Here is a 16,999-nt window from a genome sequence, read left to right as displayed (position 1 = left end):
TTGGGCGCTATTTTATCACCACCGCTTAAATCTACAATCAGTAGTGAATGATTAATGCGCTGTTGTTGTACGAAAGCCGTTATTGAAAGGCCAATTACGCCCTTAAAGTCGTAAATAGATAGTCTTAGCAAGTAGATTATAGCCGCACATTCTTAATTTCCCTCTTCCATTCCAAACTGAAACCACCAGCTAGCACTCCACCAAGATCAAATTCTTGAATTTATGTTTGACCTTACCCTTACGGGAAGGTTTATGTTAGGCGTAGATGAGAATTGGAGTATCGATATGAACTACTACACAACGGCGCTCAACGGCCTAAATTGCATGGGTTGCGCGAAGAAAGTTCGCACACTGTTTAGCGATCTCGACAGCACGATGATTAATGACATATCGCCGACCTACATCGATATTTCGACTCCATTTAGTTACATTCAGCTCAACGAACAGTTAGCAACGCTTGGCTATTCTATGGGTAATCAGCTGCACCTTTCGCTATCCGGTCTGAGTTGCGGCAAGTGTGTGAGCAAACTGACTAAAGCGCTTGAACAAACTGAGCAAGCCTTAAACCTAGAAGTCAGCAAACAGGAATTATCACTGGTTACTCTGCTTTCTGAGTCTGAGGTGATTAAGCTGGTCGAAAGCCTGGATTACCACGCAGCTCCCTACTCAGAAACGAATGACCTTTCATCGAGTTCAGATTTAGAAGACGAACAAGCAGATAAAAAGAGTGAAGATAAAACCGCAGCTAGCCAATATACCTATCACCTTGTTCTTGAGGGGATGACTTGTGCGAGTTGTGTCTCTTCGGTAGAGAAAGCACTGAAAAAGAATGAGTTTGTCGACCAAGCTCAGATCAACCTTGCCGAACAAACTGCCTTGGTTTTCACCTCTCAAACAAGAGACATCATTGAAAACGCTCTAATAGAATCGGTGAAAGCTGCTGGTTATGGCGCTGAGTTTGTCGACGATGCAGCGACTCAACAGCAAAAACAACAAGAACAGCAACTTCGTACTCAACAAGCCTTCCTTAGAAACTCAGTAAGCGCGTTGGTAATCGGTGCGCCGCTGATGGCATGGGGCGTGTTCGGCGGCAGCATGACCATTACTACATTTTACGACCAACTGGCTTGGGGATTCATTGGTGTGGTTTGTTTAGTGTTGTTAGCCACTTCTGGACGCAGCTTCTTCACCAATGCTTGGCAATCCTTGATGCATAAACGCGCGACCATGGACACGCTAGTAGCTTTGGGTACAGGCGCAGCATGGTTCTACTCAATGTTGGTTGTGCTCATTCCATCGTGGTTCCCTGAAGCTTCTCGTCATGTCTATTTTGAAGCAAGTGCGATGATTGTTGGCTTAATTTCTTTGGGTCATTACATCGAAGCCAAAGCCAAAGCGCGTACCACAAAATCTTTACAGGCATTGATTAACTTACAGCCTCAAAAAGCGGTGGTTATTGTCGATGGCAAAGAACAAACCATCGCAGTAGAAGCGATTCAGGTAGGCATGCAGGTACGAGTAAAACCCGGAGAAAAAGTACCGGTTGATGGTGTCGTGGTCTCAGGTGAATCTTATATCGATGAGTCGATGCTGACCGGTGAACCACTGCCCAACGTCAAAACAATAAATGATGGCGTTTCTGCGGGCACTATTAATGGGGATGGTAGTTTAATTATTGAAGCGACTGGGATTGGATCAAGCACCATGCTGGCTCGGATCATTCAAATGGTTCGCCAAGCGCAAAGCAGTAAACCAGCAATCGCCAAGCTTGCCGATTCTATCTCAGCCGTTTTTGTTCCGGTTGTGGTCGCAATCGCAGTTGCTGCCGCCTTAGTTTGGTTTTTTGTTGGCCCACAACCAAGCGCCAGTTACATGTTAGTGGTATCAACCACAGTGCTGATCATCGCTTGTCCATGTGCCTTAGGCCTTGCGACACCACTTTCAATTACTGTCGGCGTTGGCAAAGCCGCTGAGTTTGGCGTTCTGATCAAAGATGCCGATGTGTTGCAATCTGCAAGCAAAATTGATGCTGTCGTGTTTGATAAAACAGGCACCCTAACCCAAGGTAAGCCAACCGTTCAGCAAGCCTTTTATGGCGATTTATCAGAACAAGAATTACTGGCTTGTGCTTATTCAGTAGAAGTAGGATCTGAGCACCCACTTGCCAAAGCCGTTTGCCAATATGCAGAGAGCTTGGAAGTTTCAGTACTCCCACACAGCGAATTTAAAAACCAACGAGGGCTTGGGGTTCAAGCAACAATTAACGGCAAGAAAGTGCAAGTTGGCTCGCTTAAGTACCTCACCCAATTAGGTATCAATACAGAGGTTGGCGCGGATTTCATCGAGCTTTGCCGCTCGCAAGCGTGGACGCCTATTTTCATTGCGATTGACCAAAAACTGGAAGGCATATTGGGCATTTCAGACGCGTTAAAAATAGATAGCAAACAGGCGATAGCTCAACTAAAATCCGCCGGAATTCACACTGTGCTATTAACGGGCGACAACGACTCTGTAGCTCAAGCGATAGGTAAAAACGTCGGTATCGACGAAGTGATTTCAGAAGCGCTTCCAGAGCAGAAAGCTCAACACATTGTTCAGCTGCAACAGCAATATAAGAGTGTTGCCATGGTCGGAGACGGTATTAACGACGCGCCTGCACTTGCTCAAGCAGATATAGGCATAGCAATGGGCAGTGGCAGTGATGTCGCGATTGAAAGTGCGCAAATGACGCTACTCAACTCATCGCCATTATCAGTAAGCAACGCGATCGAGCTATCTCAAGCGACCGTGAGAAATATGAAGCAAAACCTATTTGGTGCCTTCATCTACAACTCGCTTGGTATTCCTATCGCGGCCGGTGTGCTTTACCCATTTTTCGGATTTCTGCTTAGTCCAGTAGTTGCAGGGGCAGCGATGGCGATGTCGTCAATTACTGTAGTAAGCAATGCCAACAGGCTGAGATTGTTCAAACCAACTCATTCTAATATTAATAAAAACCATATTCATGAGGTTAACCATGATTCGTAAAATTATGACTCTTACTGCACTCGCTGCAATCTCAGGACAAGCTTTAGCTACTGATGTTCTAAACCACAAATCTCCATACTGCGGCTGCTGCACAGAATGGACAGAACATATGCGAGATGCTGGGTTCGATGTTACTGAGAAGCTCCACGATGATATGAATCCAATAAAGCAGAAGTTAGGGGTAACGCAAAAACTAGCCTCTTGCCACACGGCAGAGATCGACGGTTACGTATTTGAAGGGCACATTCCAGCAGAGGACGTTAAAGCCTTTTTAGAAAACCCACCACGCAATGCGATTGGCTTAGCGGTTCCAGGTATGCCAATGGGCTCACCAGGCATGGAGTATGGCGATAAGAAAGACGAGTATTCTGTGTATGCGTTTAATGAAGAAGGTCAGGTGTTTGAGTACCGTCATTACAACGGAAAATAAAGCTTAACTAGACAAACGCAAAGCAATAAAAAGAAGTCATAAAAAGAAGTCATAAAAATAGAGCCTAGCATGAGTAAACCCAAGACTGTGGTTTACTTGCTAGGCTCTTTGCTTTTGGACAGTAAAGCAAATCTTGTCGCGGCACCAACCGGGCTGTTAGTGCCGCTATATTTCTCCTCGCTAATTGGCTAAGAAGCTATTGAGCAAAAAGCGATTTAACAAAAAAGCTATTTAGCGAAGAAGCTCACTCGGCTAATAATCTAATAGACTAAGCAGCTAAGTGAATCGGCTTAGAAGCCGTAAGAAGCACCGAATACGAATGCGTTGTTCTGCTTAGAATCGCCGTTTGCGAAATCTACGCCGTTAGCTTGGCTACGGAACTCAAAGTAAGGTTGAACACCTTGACGAGTCCATGTAGCACGTAACTCATGATCCATCGCTTCAGCATCAATCATGTATACGTTGTTGTAGCTAAGTGCTAGGTCAGCATTCACTGTGTAACCAATGCGGTTATCCATGCGGTAATCTGTATCAGCATTAGCAGAAGTATCATCGATGTGTGCACGAGTACGGTTGCTAATAGAAATACCGTTATCGAAGTTGTAGCCGATCTTAACTAATGGACGGAACTGAATACTCTCACCCGCAGAGAATAGGTGTTGGTAACCAGCAGCAACCCATAATTTGTCAGTAATGTTGAAAGATTGCTCACCACCGACAGTGATGCCTGGAGTAGTATTACCTGCACCGCCATTTTCAGATTCAAGTTTGCCAAGTTGGATGCCATCAAACTCAGAATAAACCGTGAAGCCGCCTAGAGAGTTGTCAAACGTGTGACCAGCTTCTAGCGTAGAAGTCATATCAGAACCGTGGATACGGCCATCGTCATGAATTTGGATGTTACCTGTAACGTAAGAAGAACCAGCAAAAGCACTAGAAGCAAAAGCAAGAGAAAGTGCACTTAGAGCGATAATTTTTTTCATAGTAAACTGCCTTAGTTTGATTTTTTCAGCGGCACATCTTCGGTACATCATTCACCTTCACCGCTTGAGTAGTTAGTTGCCTCCCTGGCATGAAATCTATGTTGCTCGAATTAATTTGCGTTTCAAAATAAAAGAATGAGCAGAGTGATCTCTCTCACTATCAAAAAAGAACAAGTTATTTAACACATTAAAATCAGTCACTTAAAAACATAAAAATTGATAAAAAACTCAAGATTAAAAAACGCACAGATCAGGATCACATTATTTTACGATGCAAAATTAGATTTAGTTGGTTGAATCACACCTGATTTAGAGTTTTTGATGAGAGACTTATTTTTTGAAGAGAATAATGAGAAGCGCGTCACTTTTGCGATGGAACTCACCTTATGTACATTGTTGACGATATACATAAAGGCTATTTCTATATGTTTCAGTTTAAGAGAAGTGGCTAACTTGATTTGGACGAAAAAAAAGCTCCCACTCTTATCTGAATCAGATAAAAGCTAGGGAGCTCATCTATTAATTTTGCTTGTCGATTATTTTACCAAAGTTACTCGACTTACTTTCTCGCCACTTTCAGAGATAGAGCGGATATACGTTTCACCAGAAACCGAAGGACGTTGCTGCTCATCATAAGTCAGCCAGTTTTCACCATCAGCTGAGTATTGAAGCTCTACGCCTGGGAATTGAACGTTCATCGCTAGCTTACCATCAACAACCTGAGCACCTGGAACTGGTAGTCGGTAATCAATACCCGCTTTCTCGAGCTTAGCCAGCTCACGTTGACCAACAATATTCGCGAAGCGATTAAAGTCGCTGTTTAGAGCCTGCTTATTCACTAAGTCAGTAGCTTGAGAGTACTCAACGCCCACTTTGTAGTCGTTTTCCCAATCTGCTCGGTGCCATGCACGCTCTGCCGCAGCAAGAACACGAGGGAACACCATGTATTCATACTGCTCGTCAGTACGTACAGTTTCAGACCAAAGCTGCGCTGACAAACCGTAGAAAGGTTTCGCTTCAATCTCACCTTTACCACTGAAGCCATTGCCGTCACGGTCTAGTGACGTTTCTGCATTTTGTGGCATGTTCTCTGGAGCAAAGCCAAACATCTTACGAGTATCGGTTGCACGCGTAGCCCAGTAGTAACCACGTTCTGCTGCATCTACTTCGTATGGCATATCCATATATACGTAATCTGGGTTAGAAACAATTACGTCATAACCTTTCGCAGACCAGTCGTAAACTGATGAAGTGCCACCCCAGTAAAGAACATCCCAGAAGTTAACGCGCGTACTTTCTGTTGCAAATGCTTCTTCACCTTCGCTGTATTTCAGGCCATCTTGCCACGCTTGGAAGTGTGGAATACCCTTCTCAGCAACAATCTTAGACACCTCTTCTGCAAAATGGCTTGGCAGGTGACCGAAATCGCTTACTGTACCGTCAGCAATTAATTTCTGACATTGTGGAGACTGTTGGAACGGCTTATCTTGCTTAGATAAGTCAATGTTACCTTTCCATGCCACTTTGTCTTCTGCATTAATATCTTGTAAGCCAGCGCCTAACTTAATGTTTTTCGCTTCATCGCCACCAAAGTGCCAAGTCGTTAGCGGAACACCCGCTTCTTGGTGCATTGCTGCCACTTCAGAGATCACTTTATCAACAAAGTGAGTCGACGATTCCATACATGGGTTAATGAAGCTTTGCTTATCGTAGAACTGAACAGTAGTCACGTTCGATGTATCTTGTGGATCCATCAAGCGATATTCACTTGCTTCAGCTTCTTTGCCTTCCGCCATTAGGCGAGTGTAACGAGCTTCCATTGATACCACAGCAGAACGAGCGTGTGCCGGCATATCAATTTCTGGAATTACTTCGATGCTGCGCGCTTTTGCGTAGCTTAAGATCTCGACGTAATCCGCTTTACTAAAGAAACCGGAGCCAAAGTTGTCTGTTGTTGGACCCGAACCTAGCTGAGGCAGTAAACAGCTTTGCTCTTCCAAATCAAAACAACGATTAGACCCTACATCCGTTAGCTCTGGTAAACCCGGAATTTCTAAACGCCAGCCTTCATCATCCGTTAAGTGAAGGTGCAGTTTATTCATCTTGTAGGCTGCCATTTGATCTAGCGTGGCTAGGATGGCATCTTTTGAATGGAAGTTTCGAGCAACATCCACCATCACACCACGGTAATCAAAGCGTGGCGCATCTTGGATCGACAGTTGTGGTAATGATTCAGCGTTCTGACTGTCTATTAGGCCAAAAATAGACTGAACTGCGTAGAAAGCACCTGTTTTATCAAACGCTTTAATCGCAATCTCCTCTTCCGAGATGCTTAGTTCATAAGCGCCAGATTTCGCTAAATCACCCGTAAACTGAGTAGGAACAACAGCAACACTAACAGGTAGGTCGCCACTCACATCTACGTTTACCACATCTGCACGTTCTTCAATTGCAGCGAACTGCTCAGCATCGAATGCGTCTTTAGGTAGGGCAATACCACCAGCAATGCTCACTGAACCTTCGCCCGCTTCTACCGACATTGGCGTTGGTAGTAAAGTGGTTGATACATCTTGCGTTGCCAGATCAGCATTCTTTTCAAAGCGAGTAACCGCTGTTGCCATGACATTGTTGTCATCAGGTGTACGCTTAAGGTTGTTTCCTTCCAAACCGGTTACGAACGACGCGACATCTTCCGTATTCAATGAAGCAATCATCTTAGGTTCAGCATTTGGCGCCGTTACAAATGCACCCGGCATAAAGTCGGTTTCAAACAGTTGCCAGTATTCACTTGTTAGTGGAAGAATCACTTCTTCACCAGCGGCAAAACCATCGAACTTATCTGTAGGTTCTAGTTTGTGTAGGTCGCCTGTTACACGAGTGATTTTAAACTGCTCATTATCAACATCTAAGATAAGGCGAATACTGTGGAAGTAGATAGTCCAATCTTTCGAATCGATCGCTTCACCGTCATTGGTCAGAGTCATGTTCACTTTGTTACATGATGCCCACTCTGCGCCTAAATCCTGACAAGCCATGCCTTCGTTTGCGCCGTGGTTCGTCAAGATTTCGTATTGCACATCAAGGTTATCAGCCAGTGCATTAACCACCTTTTGTTCTGGTGCTTGTGTTACCGCACAACCCGTTAAACCAGCCAGTACTGCTACAGATAGTAAGTTTCTCTTCAACATCGTATTCACCCATAAATTTAAAAAATTGAGTCAGAAGCAAAATAGAACGCTTCAAAAGTTAGATAAACTATATGGTCTTATTTTTCGCCGTGAATTAAATCAAGTTAATAAAGTGATCGACTTCAAATCTAAAAAATATTGATAAAATTAACCTTATTAAAATCATAAAGTTACCGACATCGACAGTTCCGTCAGTTTTATTTTGACGTAATATTTGAGAATTGAATCACAATCTTTTGAAAGGATTTCATAAAATCGTGTCGTTGTTACTGAGAAAGGTTTAAGAGTTTGTTGGTGTTGTTATACTTTTCGTACAAACAACGTGACATCGTTCTCAAAAAAAACCGTTAAAAAACACCGTCAAAATCGATTTTAACGAGTTTAAGACTTCCTAAAGGAGCTCCCTTTGCGCCCATTCTTATACATGGTTTTATTCGTTCTCGCTTTTTCAGCTAGGCAAGCGGTCGCCGAGCCCCTTTATTGGCAAGCAAAAAAGGATGAACTGACACTCACTATCTTAGGTTCCGTGCACGTTGGGGACGAGAGTATGTACCCACTTCCTTCAGCGATCACCGACGCGCTAAAAAACAGTGATGGGTTAGTTATCGAAACGGATATCAGAAAGTCTGATGGCGTTGTATATCCCCGCAACAAACTCACGACTGCCGATGTACTCAATACAGAACAGCTGCAATTATTAACCGACATATCAAAATCATTGGGCATGCCGACGCAACAACTGCTTCGCTCACCGCCTTGGGCAACTTCTCTCTCCATACAAATGCAGCAGTTAAAAAACCTTGGTTATGGCTCCGCCAGCGGCGTTGATGCGACGCTAGCGAACAAAGCGACTACCCAAGATGTTCCGGTTATCAGTTTGGAGCCTCTGCAATTCCAAATAGACCTGATGACAAAACAAAAGGACGACGGTAAAGAGTGGTTAGTCAGTAGCCTTGAAGAATTTGACCAAACTGATCGCGTGGTTCATTGCCTGATTGAAAGCTGGAAAGCGGGTGATTTAGCGAAGCTGGAAGCCTTCTCAGAACTGTCAGAGATATCGCCTGAACTTGAGAAAGCATTCTTAACCGATCGCAACATAGACTGGGCAAACAAACTATCCTCCAATGATTGGAAGCTTAAGACTAAAGGGAACTACATGATAGTAGTTGGTACCTTGCACCTAATTGGAGAAGGTAACCTTATACAGTTATTAGAAAAGAAAGGCTTCAGTGTCATTCAGCAATCACAAAGCCAATCAGCCCAATGTCAATTTGAGACTAGCTAAAAAAGCTAACGATGCTCAACCTCATTTTGTTTTCGTTATAAAAGCATTTCCTTAATAACAGAATCTTTACATTTAATAGCACCATTGCAGTGCTATTATCTTTCGCTCTTTTTACCTATGGCGTTGTTCTAATGAAACCAGTACTTTTTGCTTTCCCTTTAGCCCTCACGATGCTGATGCCCTCAATAGCCTCAGCCAAAGAAACATGCACCATCGAACAGTTTCAGGCGATAGACATACAACCGGATACCAAAGGCGGTGTATTAGATAAAGAAAGCGGACAGTTTTTGATTACAGAGAAACCACCGATGCGCTGCGCCAATATTACGTTCACAACATCTACAACACGAAACCGTATCGCAAGCCAAATGAACAACAATTTTGAAGCAAACTTTTACGACAACCAAACGGGAAGCTCTCACTCGGTGACGTTTGATGAAGATGAAATAAAGGCAGGTTACATTCGAATAGGCCCGAATAAGCCAGCGGAAGCGTATGTTTGTTTTGTTACCTCGGAAACACCGATAAAAGATATTACGTGTGATGTGAATTGATCATTGAGTTGCTTGAAGAAAAAAACAGGGCTAAGGGAAAGGTCCGTTTTCCGCATAGCCCTATTTTGCTGCTTACTCGGTAGCTTAAAGTATGTCTGTACTCGCTTCGGAATAACGTGCGATAATCGGATTTTCTAATGCATTCGGATCGCCCGGCGACCACATTCCACGCTTCATTCCTTTCACAATCAAATGAATCACCGCGGCATCAATAGCAGACATCACAGCAATATTGACCGGTTCATTTTGGCTATAGCCCATTTCAACTTCCAATAGTTCTTTGTAGTCAACAAACCTGAATGCGCCGAATCCTATCTCATGTGATGAAATGGTTTTTGTCGTAGTCACACTCAACAGAACTTGCCCTGTTCTTACATCAACGGCTCTTAAGTTAACTGTCACTTGATCGGTTCTATACTGCCCTGAGCCACCAATGCCAAGATACTTCGCACCAGCCCCACCTGTAACAATATTAGAGTCATAAGCAACAATACCGCCTTCAATAACGATATTCGCAGAGCTCAACGATGTTAAGTCGGCTCCGTGATTGTTCACTACCTTGTCTTTTTTCTGAGCAGCACGAATGATCTTTCGTTCCGTCAACAAGTTCTGGAGCCCTTCACGCTCTAGAGGAACAAACCACTGGGAATCTATCAATGCCGTGGTCAGTAAAGACGTTCCACCCTGTGGTACCGCTGTCGAAAAGTTACTGTTTGGCTGAGGTTTATACTGTCCCGTTTGATCTCTAAAATCATAAACCGAAACAAGTATTTTACCGCGAGGCTGAGGTAATGAGATCAGGTCCGTATAAGTCGATCCTCTCGGCATCAACTTTGGCGTTTCAGAAGTCTCTGGAATTTGCATAGAGTAAGTGCACCCTCCCAACACAAAGGTCAAGAAGACGATAATGATCGATTTCATAACACAATCCTTGTGATTAGAGGTCGGGGTTTAATCCAGAGACACTGATTTCTGTCGATTCCCCAGTCTCTTTATCGACGATTTGAACCAACAAAGTCCCGGAGTCGTCAACAATATTGAGGAAAAAGTCATCTGTTTCTAACTGCCCTGTATTTCCGTTACCTACATCAGCAAGCAACTGGCTTATCAAACGAGACTCTAAACTAGACGCTAAACGATCTAAGGCTGATTCTTGCTCATCAAAGATATCCCTTGCACTTGGGTCTTCATAATCATTGATAGCATTAGCGTGATTAAAAAGGTGAGAACTGTTTAAAGCGTTTCCGCCAAAACTTGGATTTACGGGCGTATAAACTAATTCGCTTGAGTAAACCGAAGGCGAAACTATCAGCGCAATGAGCGCGGCCTTTCTGAAAAATATCGACATCCTTGGCTCCTTAAAATTCATCATGGTCTAGATCGTAAGTGTCCTGAAAGATCCGTTCCGCTTGCCATCGGATGATGTAATTCCCAACCACTCGTGTTGCATCGGCAGCGCGTTCTTTCGCTTGTCTACGACCAGGGGACAACGCCGTACGGAAGATCGGTTTTCTAGAGTGTTGAACCTCTATGATGCTTCCTGATAACGCCGTTGGCCTTTCTTTTACCGTCAAATTTTCCTTAAGGTCGGGATAACTATCATTGAGCGATTGCGAGAAGAAAAAATAGAAATCCTCTCCCAACCGCGTAATGGTTCTGTCCACAATGATTCCATCGACTTCACTGAAGTCATTGAATTTTTCCTTAAGATTATTTGTCGAGTCCTCAAGTTTTTGTCCATTTTCTAAAGGAGCAGCATTTTCAAGACCATGACTCTTTTCTTCTGCATGAAGAGCAAAGGAAAGCAGAGTTATTGTAAGCAGCTTGATTTTCATATGTGCTCCCATTCAAAGTCTATTTACAAAATGAGAATGTGATTCGTTGAAACTGAATAAAGCGTAATTCATGCTTACAGTGGCATATATAAACTTTCGAATTAATTACTGAAGGGAATTGATTAACTAAGGTTGGTAGGATTCGGTCAAATACTAATTAAATTTCATATGAACAACTAAATATTTTCAACTTTAAGTTTATAGCTGTTCGTAAATTCAAGGCCTAGGATTTCGATAAGACAAAGGTTCACTCATTCCCTACGCAGTTTATTTTCGTAGGGATCATAATCACGAACACTTTAAGGTAAAGATGATGGTAATTGGGAAAGCATCACTTATCAGCTTAACTTGTTTATATTTTTTATCAGGAGGTTTTAATAATGCTATCGCGTCAGATATAGAAGGGGATTTTTTACATAATGTTAATCAAGATATAGTCAATGATTATAATTATTTAGAAAGCTTCTCTTCTGGAGATTTAGATAATTATTCAGAATTAAATATATCTAATGCTACTGATTCAATAGCAATAATAAAGCAACGCAGTCCTGGTATTACCGCGAACAACAGAGCGAAGATAACGCAAAGCGGAAGTTCTAACTCCGCATACATTGGTCAAACAGGGCGCAATAATACCGCCTTAATAGACCAGAATGGTTCAAATAACGATGCCGCAATTGGGCAACTCGGAGTAAATTCTGAAGCGCTTATTTCCCAAGACGGGAATAACAATTTAGCAGTTATCGGACAAGCTAACTTCTCAAGACAGAGTAGTCAGCTGAGCATTGACCAAAAAGGCAATGGCAATACTGCTTATTTGGTTGGTTCTGGAAGAAGTAATTTAGGAATTTCTCAAGACGGCAACGACTTTGCTTTAGTGAAAGCGTCTAGCTCAATGAGAATTCACATCAATCAAGCCAATTAGCGCGCAGTATGGAAAGCTTGATTCACCGTTGCTTCTCGATGAAGTAACAACATAGTCGACATGGAAATGTATAAGGATACAACTTATGAAAGTTACACAAATTGGAATTATAGTCGGTGCTATTCTGGGCTTTAATGCAGCATACGCAGATAATTTACCTGCTCCTTTTCCAGCCTCTGAGCCAGCGTTGGGGACAATAGAAGGAACAACCGATCTTGGCATATCATCGACAGTAGCCGGTATTCAACCTTTAGCGATGGATAATACTGCCGTTTGGCAAATGGGTAGTGGCGCTAATGCCAATGTCACCATTAACCAGAACACGTCTGGTGTTACTTATGGGCATGTTGCACTAGTTGACACACATGCTAGCTATAACTCTGACGTAGTGGTTCAACAAGATGGCAATCTCAATGAAGCTCACGTTAAGTTACGCTATGTAAACAACAACGCCTGGGTTGATCAAGATGGTGTTAGTAACCAAGCCCAAATTACAGTTCAACCTTATGGTCGAAGCAATGATTTACGAGTTACACAAGTGGGTAACGAGAACATCTCTGTCGTCAATGCTCTAGGTGGTGCTGACTACAATGAAGCTGATGTGAATGTCTCTGGTAACTCCAATACAACCTATACCGAGTTTAGTAACGCGAGTGTTGATAATAATGATGTAGACATCGATATCAGCGGCGATAATAACTATGTTCAAACGATAGTCAACACCGATGTTGGTGGTGGCGACGATAACTATGTCGATATCGATCTCGTGAGCAGTAGCGATAACCGAGTATTCACGTTACAAACAGGATCTCATTCAGATGCCATTGTTAGCTTAACAAACAGCAGTTCAAACCAATTTATGATTGAACAAACCTCTTATGATACTGCTCTCGTTTCAGGTAATGGCGCAAGTGGTAATGTCGGTATAATTTATCAGAATTAATATGATAAAGAGTGCATATATTAAAACGGCGTTGATCGCCGTTTTATTTATTTCTTTCCATTTTAATGGATTTTCTTCTGATTTAAATTCAGTACAGTGCCTGATAAAAAATAAAAGTCTTATTCTGACCATAAATAACAGTGTGGCATCTTCATTAACGTTGAGTACGAACACCAACTCTAATTTCAACCAGAATACGAATAGTGGTATTACAACGTTGATTATTAATATAAATCAGTTTCCTGCCACTATAAAACTTCACCCAAACAAGGGGATCTGGAAAATTCATAAAGACTGTACAATCAATAAAATAAAACCATAAATCTCGGTAATTCCCTCTTTCTACTTAAGTATTATTTTACCTTCGACAATACTATTAAATTAATTTTATAAATTTGATGAATAATTAGCTTTAAAAATTAGCAAAATAACAATACGTGCTTTAAACTAAAACACCTAAAGTTCAAGTAATGAGTTAAGAAAAGGAGTTCCACATGGCTAAACTGGAGGCTCATAACACCATTTTACTTGCGGAGAACAATTTACAATCGATACTACTAAAAGAGTCTATAGAACAGAAAGTTAACCTGAACATAAAACTCATATCACCGGAAAGGCTCAGTGCTAAATCCCTAAAAAACGATGACTTAGTTCTGATTATTATTGATTTCCCGACAATGAGTAAGCAATACATTGAGAAATACCAGGAGCTCAGAGATGACGTAGCAAGTGATGTCCATGAAGTGCTACTCAATACACCAGGCGATTTCCCGCACTCTGAAATGCTTAAATGGCAGTATCTTGTCGGCATTTTTTATACGTCGGACACGCTTGAAAAGCTCGTGGCCGGCTTTAACTGCATTTTGCAAGGCGAGATGTGGATGAGTAGAAAGCTCATTTACCAGTACATTAGCTTCTACAGAGAGAGGCAGTGCGCGAAAACCAGTCCTTATTACCTCAAGCTGACCAAACGCGAGCAGCAGATCATTAAGTTACTCGGTGATGGAGCATCTAACACTCAGATAGCAGATACCCTCTATGTCAGTGAGAATACGGTCAAAGCACACCTTCACAACACGTTTAAAAAAATCAAGGTGAAGAATCGCTTACAAGCTTTGATCTGGGTTAAGAACAACGTTGCGACAAATGAGTTTGTCCAATAGACCTAACTCTCTGCCCTCAACCATAAACAGTCAATGCAGTTAGAATGTAGAAATCCCAAATACAAAAAAGCCGTAGCATCTCTGCTACGGCTTTCTTTAATGTGGTCGGTGAAGAGGGATTCGAACCCCCGACCCTCTGGTCCCAAACCAGATGCGCTACCAAGCTGCGCTATTCACCGAGATATCTAACTGGCTCATTGCCTGTCGATGGAGCGTATAATACGGGTTCTGAATTTATCCGCAAGGGCTTTTTCTCATATTTATTGCGATTTTGAATCGTTCGAACAAAAGACATACAACAACGAACATGATGTGACGAAAAACACACAGTTACCAACAAGTATTTAACTTATGAAACAGGATTGATCCAGATCAGTGAATTGATAATGCTTGTTAATACACTAAGCCATGTCATATAACTTTGAGGTATACACATGGACTTTTGGCTAGATCTCCTATTTGGTAATGCGGTGGGACTATCTTCAATGATAGTAATCTTCGGGGCTCTGGGTCTCATGATGTTTTATGGAGGCTTCTTCATATACAAAGTTATGACTGAAAAATCTCCTCACTAGAATCGCTCTGCCTAAATCATTTACTTTTAAGTATTCTTTTACTTTATAAGTAAATGTCAAAACGCTTTGCACCGGAGCAGACTTATTGTCTTCTCCGGTTTTTTCATTTTTAAACCTAACCTCAACTTAGGTATACTTACCCTATCCTTCTCCAACTTGAGATACACACTATGTCTCATGATGATGACTTAGATCTATTCCAAGAAATGATGGGCGATGTTAAACGTATCGACCATGACACCGCTGAACACCAGAAAGTACACCGAGTCACCGAATCTCACCTTGCTAAGCGTGAAGCCGCTATGTGGCTGTCTGACGACGAGAAAGACTACTTATCATTAGACTATTCGCCAATGATCAAGCCAGACGATGTTGTTGCTTATAAAAAAGACGGTGTACAAGAAGGCGTATACAAAAAGCTGCGCCTAGGAAAATACCCTATTCAAGCCAAGCTCGACCTTCATAGGAAAACACTGAAAGACGCACGTAACGAAGTGCTTTCATTTTTGCGTCAGTGTTTAAGAATGGATGTTCGTACCGTCATCATTGTTCATGGTAAGGGTGAGCGTTCGAATCCACCTGCAATGATGAAAAGCTACGTGGCAAATTGGCTAACACAAATCAACGACGTTCAATGTGTTCATTCTGCTCAGCAATTTCATGGTGGTACGGGCGCAGTCTACGTAATGCTCAGAAAGAGTAATGAGAAAAAGCTAGAGAACAGAGAGCGCCATCAAAAACGCACCAGTTAATAGGTTGAGATAGATAAATGGACTAGTAACGATTTTGCATCAAGATCGATATTTCGTGCCTAGACTCACACCAAGTGCTAAAATTACCTCAGTTAACGAATTTCAACTCAAAGCAACTATCCAAAGGTTGCTTTTTGTTTATCTACATTTCCGTTGTGAAACGCTAAGAGAATATCATGTCACAAGAATCCCAAGCTAAACGCCTTAATAAATACATCAGTGAAACTGGTTTTTGCTCACGCCGCGAAGCCGATAAACTGATTGATGCAGGCCGAGTTACTATTAACGGTAAGATCCCTGAAATGGGTACTAAAGTCTTGCCAGGTGATGATGTTGAGATCGACAATAAGCCTGTTCGCTCAAAAGAGAAGCCGATTTACATTGCTCTCAATAAACCAACAGGTATCACCTGTACGACTGAGCGTGATATTCCTGGCAACATCGTCGACTTTATTGGCCACCACAAGCGCATTTTCCCGATTGGTCGTCTAGATAAGCCTTCTGATGGCCTTATCTTCCTAACCAATGACGGCGACATCGTAAACAAGATCCTACGTGCAGGTAACAACCACGAGAAAGAATACGTGGTGCGTGTAGATAAGCCGATTACGACGGAATTCTTGAAGCAAATGGGCGCTGGCGTTCACATTCTCGATACAGTCACTTTGCCATGTAAAGTAGAGAAAGAGACTAAGTTCTCATTCCGAATTACGCTAACACAAGGCCTTAACCGCCAAATTCGCCGTATGTGTGAAGCGCTCGGTTATGAAGTATTTAAGCTACGCCGTGTTCGTATTATGAATATCTCACTAGACGGTATTCCTAACGGCAAATGGCGCTACCTGAGCGACGAAGAGATCACTGAAATTTTAGCGATGTGTGAAGGCTCAGTAAGTACGGAAGATGCGTCAAAAATGAACGCGAAAGGTCAACGCATTCGCAAAGCGACTGACGCGAAACTTTTTGATAGCCGTGAAGAGAACCAAGCTTCAACAGCGCGCCGTAATCAAAACGAGAACCGTACACGCACCTACCGCGGTAACAATGCGGATGAATTCCGTCATGCACCTAATTCAAAGCGTGGCCGCAATTCATCGAATGGTGAAAGCGGTGGTAATACCGAGAACTGGAAATCGAACTCTCGTTCAGAGCGTTCTAATTCAGATAGAAATCGTTCGGATCGCAATCGCACAGATCGCGATAATACCGATCGTAGAAGCGGGAAGCCGGCAAACCGCAGCCAAGATTCAAACAGACCGAACAAACCTGCACCAAAGCGTGTTGGTGGTACTTTAGGTCTGAAGAAGTAGTCTGAATCAGTAAGACGAGACTCTCGATA

The 16,999-nt window shown here is 42.6% G+C and carries 15 protein-coding genes and 1 tRNA gene; 10 read left to right on the top strand and 6 right to left on the bottom strand.

Annotated features, from left to right (window positions below; translation table 11 throughout):
* The first annotated feature begins 222 nt into the window (after nucleotides 1-222).
* Both AB4371_RS06320 and AB4371_RS06315 read left to right on the top strand, forming a co-directional pair.
* Nucleotides 223-3,027, top strand: coding sequence for a copper-translocating P-type ATPase (locus AB4371_RS06320; protein ID WP_372149279.1), 2,805 nt, complete (start codon nucleotides 223-225; stop codon nucleotides 3,025-3,027).
* The gene (locus AB4371_RS06315) at nucleotides 3,017-3,457 is read left to right on the top strand and encodes a DUF411 domain-containing protein (RefSeq protein WP_004736129.1); all 441 of its coding nucleotides are present in this window, start codon (nucleotides 3,017-3,019) and stop codon (nucleotides 3,455-3,457) included. The genes AB4371_RS06320 and AB4371_RS06315 overlap by 11 nt, the downstream gene beginning before the upstream one ends.
* A gap of 290 nt (nucleotides 3,458-3,747) precedes the next feature.
* Here AB4371_RS06315 and AB4371_RS06310 read toward each other — a convergent pair whose 3' ends face one another.
* Both AB4371_RS06310 and AB4371_RS06305 read right to left on the bottom strand, forming a co-directional pair.
* Entirely contained in the window at nucleotides 3,748-4,440 is a 693-nt protein-coding gene (locus tag AB4371_RS06310) for an oligogalacturonate-specific porin KdgM family protein (protein ID WP_004736127.1), read from the bottom strand.
* Nucleotides 4,441-4,976: 536 nt separating this feature from the next.
* A complete protein-coding gene (locus AB4371_RS06305) occupies nucleotides 4,977-7,628 on the bottom strand; it encodes a beta-N-acetylhexosaminidase (RefSeq protein WP_372149277.1) in 2,652 nt (883 codons plus the stop codon).
* Between the two features lie 406 nt (nucleotides 7,629-8,034).
* On the opposite strand from AB4371_RS06305, the gene AB4371_RS06300 reads away from it, so the two are divergent.
* A complete protein-coding gene (locus AB4371_RS06300; RefSeq protein WP_372149274.1) occupies nucleotides 8,035-8,913 on the top strand; it encodes a TraB/GumN family protein in 879 nt (292 codons plus the stop codon).
* Between the two features lie 131 nt (nucleotides 8,914-9,044).
* On the top strand, nucleotides 9,045-9,467 hold the full coding sequence (locus AB4371_RS06295; RefSeq protein ID WP_102321503.1) for a hypothetical protein: 423 nt from the start codon (nucleotides 9,045-9,047) through the stop codon (nucleotides 9,465-9,467).
* Between the two features lie 84 nt (nucleotides 9,468-9,551).
* Here AB4371_RS06295 and AB4371_RS06290 read toward each other — a convergent pair whose 3' ends face one another.
* From AB4371_RS06290 to AB4371_RS06280, 3 genes are read right to left on the bottom strand one after another with little or no spacing between them, the layout of a single operon-like run.
* Nucleotides 9,552-10,388 (bottom strand): CsgG/HfaB family protein, encoded by an 837-nt coding sequence (locus AB4371_RS06290; RefSeq protein WP_372136068.1) that lies wholly within the window; start codon nucleotides 10,386-10,388, stop codon nucleotides 9,552-9,554.
* Between the two features lie 16 nt (nucleotides 10,389-10,404).
* The gene (locus tag AB4371_RS06285) at nucleotides 10,405-10,815 is read right to left on the bottom strand and encodes a curli assembly protein CsgF (RefSeq protein WP_102333662.1); all 411 of its coding nucleotides are present in this window, start codon (nucleotides 10,813-10,815) and stop codon (nucleotides 10,405-10,407) included.
* Between the two features lie 10 nt (nucleotides 10,816-10,825).
* Entirely contained in the window at nucleotides 10,826-11,302 is a 477-nt protein-coding gene (locus tag AB4371_RS06280; RefSeq protein WP_017064155.1) for a curli production assembly/transport protein CsgE, read from the bottom strand.
* 313 nt (nucleotides 11,303-11,615) lie between these two features.
* Here AB4371_RS06280 and AB4371_RS06275 point away from each other — a divergent pair, with 313 nt between their 5' ends.
* From AB4371_RS06275 to AB4371_RS06265, 3 genes are all read left to right on the top strand, one after another.
* Complete coding sequence (locus tag AB4371_RS06275) at nucleotides 11,616-12,227, top strand: hypothetical protein (protein ID WP_017064156.1); 612 nt, start codon at nucleotides 11,616-11,618, stop codon at nucleotides 12,225-12,227.
* An 85-nt stretch (nucleotides 12,228-12,312) separates the two neighbouring features.
* Complete coding sequence (locus AB4371_RS06270) at nucleotides 12,313-13,170, top strand: curlin (protein ID WP_372136069.1); 858 nt, start codon at nucleotides 12,313-12,315, stop codon at nucleotides 13,168-13,170.
* Between the two features lie 494 nt (nucleotides 13,171-13,664).
* Nucleotides 13,665-14,333: a LuxR C-terminal-related transcriptional regulator gene (locus tag AB4371_RS06265; protein ID WP_102321508.1), complete on the top strand. Its 669-nt coding sequence runs from the start codon at nucleotides 13,665-13,667 to the stop codon at nucleotides 14,331-14,333.
* A gap of 102 nt (nucleotides 14,334-14,435) precedes the next feature.
* Here the strand turns inward: AB4371_RS06265 and AB4371_RS06260 are convergent.
* A tRNA-Pro gene (locus AB4371_RS06260) sits at nucleotides 14,436-14,512 on the bottom strand.
* Between the two features lie 255 nt (nucleotides 14,513-14,767).
* Here AB4371_RS06260 and AB4371_RS06255 point away from each other — a divergent pair.
* The 3 genes from AB4371_RS06255 (at nucleotide 14,768) to rluF (ending at nucleotide 16,970) form a co-directional block, all read left to right on the top strand.
* Entirely contained in the window at nucleotides 14,768-14,908 is a 141-nt protein-coding gene (locus AB4371_RS06255) for a DUF3149 domain-containing protein (RefSeq protein WP_017062321.1), read from the top strand.
* Between the two features lie 170 nt (nucleotides 14,909-15,078).
* The gene (gene smrA, locus AB4371_RS06250) at nucleotides 15,079-15,660 is read left to right on the top strand and encodes a DNA endonuclease SmrA (RefSeq protein ID WP_017062320.1); all 582 of its coding nucleotides are present in this window, start codon (nucleotides 15,079-15,081) and stop codon (nucleotides 15,658-15,660) included.
* Between the two features lie 176 nt (nucleotides 15,661-15,836).
* On the top strand, nucleotides 15,837-16,970 hold the full coding sequence (gene rluF, locus AB4371_RS06245) for a 23S rRNA pseudouridine(2604) synthase RluF (protein WP_017064161.1): 1,134 nt from the start codon (nucleotides 15,837-15,839) through the stop codon (nucleotides 16,968-16,970).
* The last annotated feature ends 29 nt before the right edge of the window (nucleotides 16,971-16,999 follow it).

The sequence above is a fragment of the Vibrio sp. 10N.261.51.A3 genome (assembly GCF_041471965.1).
GTDB classification, from domain to species: Bacteria; Pseudomonadota; Gammaproteobacteria; order Enterobacterales; family Vibrionaceae; genus Vibrio; species Vibrio crassostreae_C.
The sequence above is the reverse complement of the archived record's forward strand: the minus strand, read 5'-3'. Positions and strand labels throughout refer to the sequence as shown.

Excerpts from the sequence above, each read along its gene's own strand:
- AB4371_RS06320 (WP_372149279.1), top strand. The coding sequence starts at position 223 with ATGTTTGACCTTACCCTTACGGGAAGGTTTATGTTAGGCGTAGATGAG.
- AB4371_RS06315 (WP_004736129.1), top strand. The coding sequence starts at position 3,017 with ATGATTCGTAAAATTATGACTCTTACTGCACTCGCTGCAATCTCAGGA.
- AB4371_RS06310 (WP_004736127.1), bottom strand. The coding sequence starts at position 4,440 with ATGAAAAAAATTATCGCTCTAAGTGCACTTTCTCTTGCTTTTGCTTCT.
- AB4371_RS06305 (WP_372149277.1), bottom strand. The coding sequence starts at position 7,628 with ATGTTGAAGAGAAACTTACTATCTGTAGCAGTACTGGCTGGTTTAACG.
- AB4371_RS06295 (WP_102321503.1), top strand. The coding sequence starts at position 9,045 with ATGAAACCAGTACTTTTTGCTTTCCCTTTAGCCCTCACGATGCTGATG.
- AB4371_RS06290 (WP_372136068.1), bottom strand. The coding sequence starts at position 10,388 with ATGAAATCGATCATTATCGTCTTCTTGACCTTTGTGTTGGGAGGGTGC.
- AB4371_RS06285 (WP_102333662.1), bottom strand. The coding sequence starts at position 10,815 with ATGTCGATATTTTTCAGAAAGGCCGCGCTCATTGCGCTGATAGTTTCG.
- AB4371_RS06280 (WP_017064155.1), bottom strand. The coding sequence starts at position 11,302 with ATGAAAATCAAGCTGCTTACAATAACTCTGCTTTCCTTTGCTCTTCAT.
- AB4371_RS06275 (WP_017064156.1), top strand. The coding sequence starts at position 11,616 with ATGGTAATTGGGAAAGCATCACTTATCAGCTTAACTTGTTTATATTTT.
- AB4371_RS06270 (WP_372136069.1), top strand. The coding sequence starts at position 12,313 with ATGAAAGTTACACAAATTGGAATTATAGTCGGTGCTATTCTGGGCTTT.
- AB4371_RS06265 (WP_102321508.1), top strand. The coding sequence starts at position 13,665 with ATGGCTAAACTGGAGGCTCATAACACCATTTTACTTGCGGAGAACAAT.
- AB4371_RS06255 (WP_017062321.1), top strand. The coding sequence starts at position 14,768 with ATGGACTTTTGGCTAGATCTCCTATTTGGTAATGCGGTGGGACTATCT.
- smrA (WP_017062320.1), top strand. The coding sequence starts at position 15,079 with ATGTCTCATGATGATGACTTAGATCTATTCCAAGAAATGATGGGCGAT.
- rluF (WP_017064161.1), top strand. The coding sequence starts at position 15,837 with ATGTCACAAGAATCCCAAGCTAAACGCCTTAATAAATACATCAGTGAA.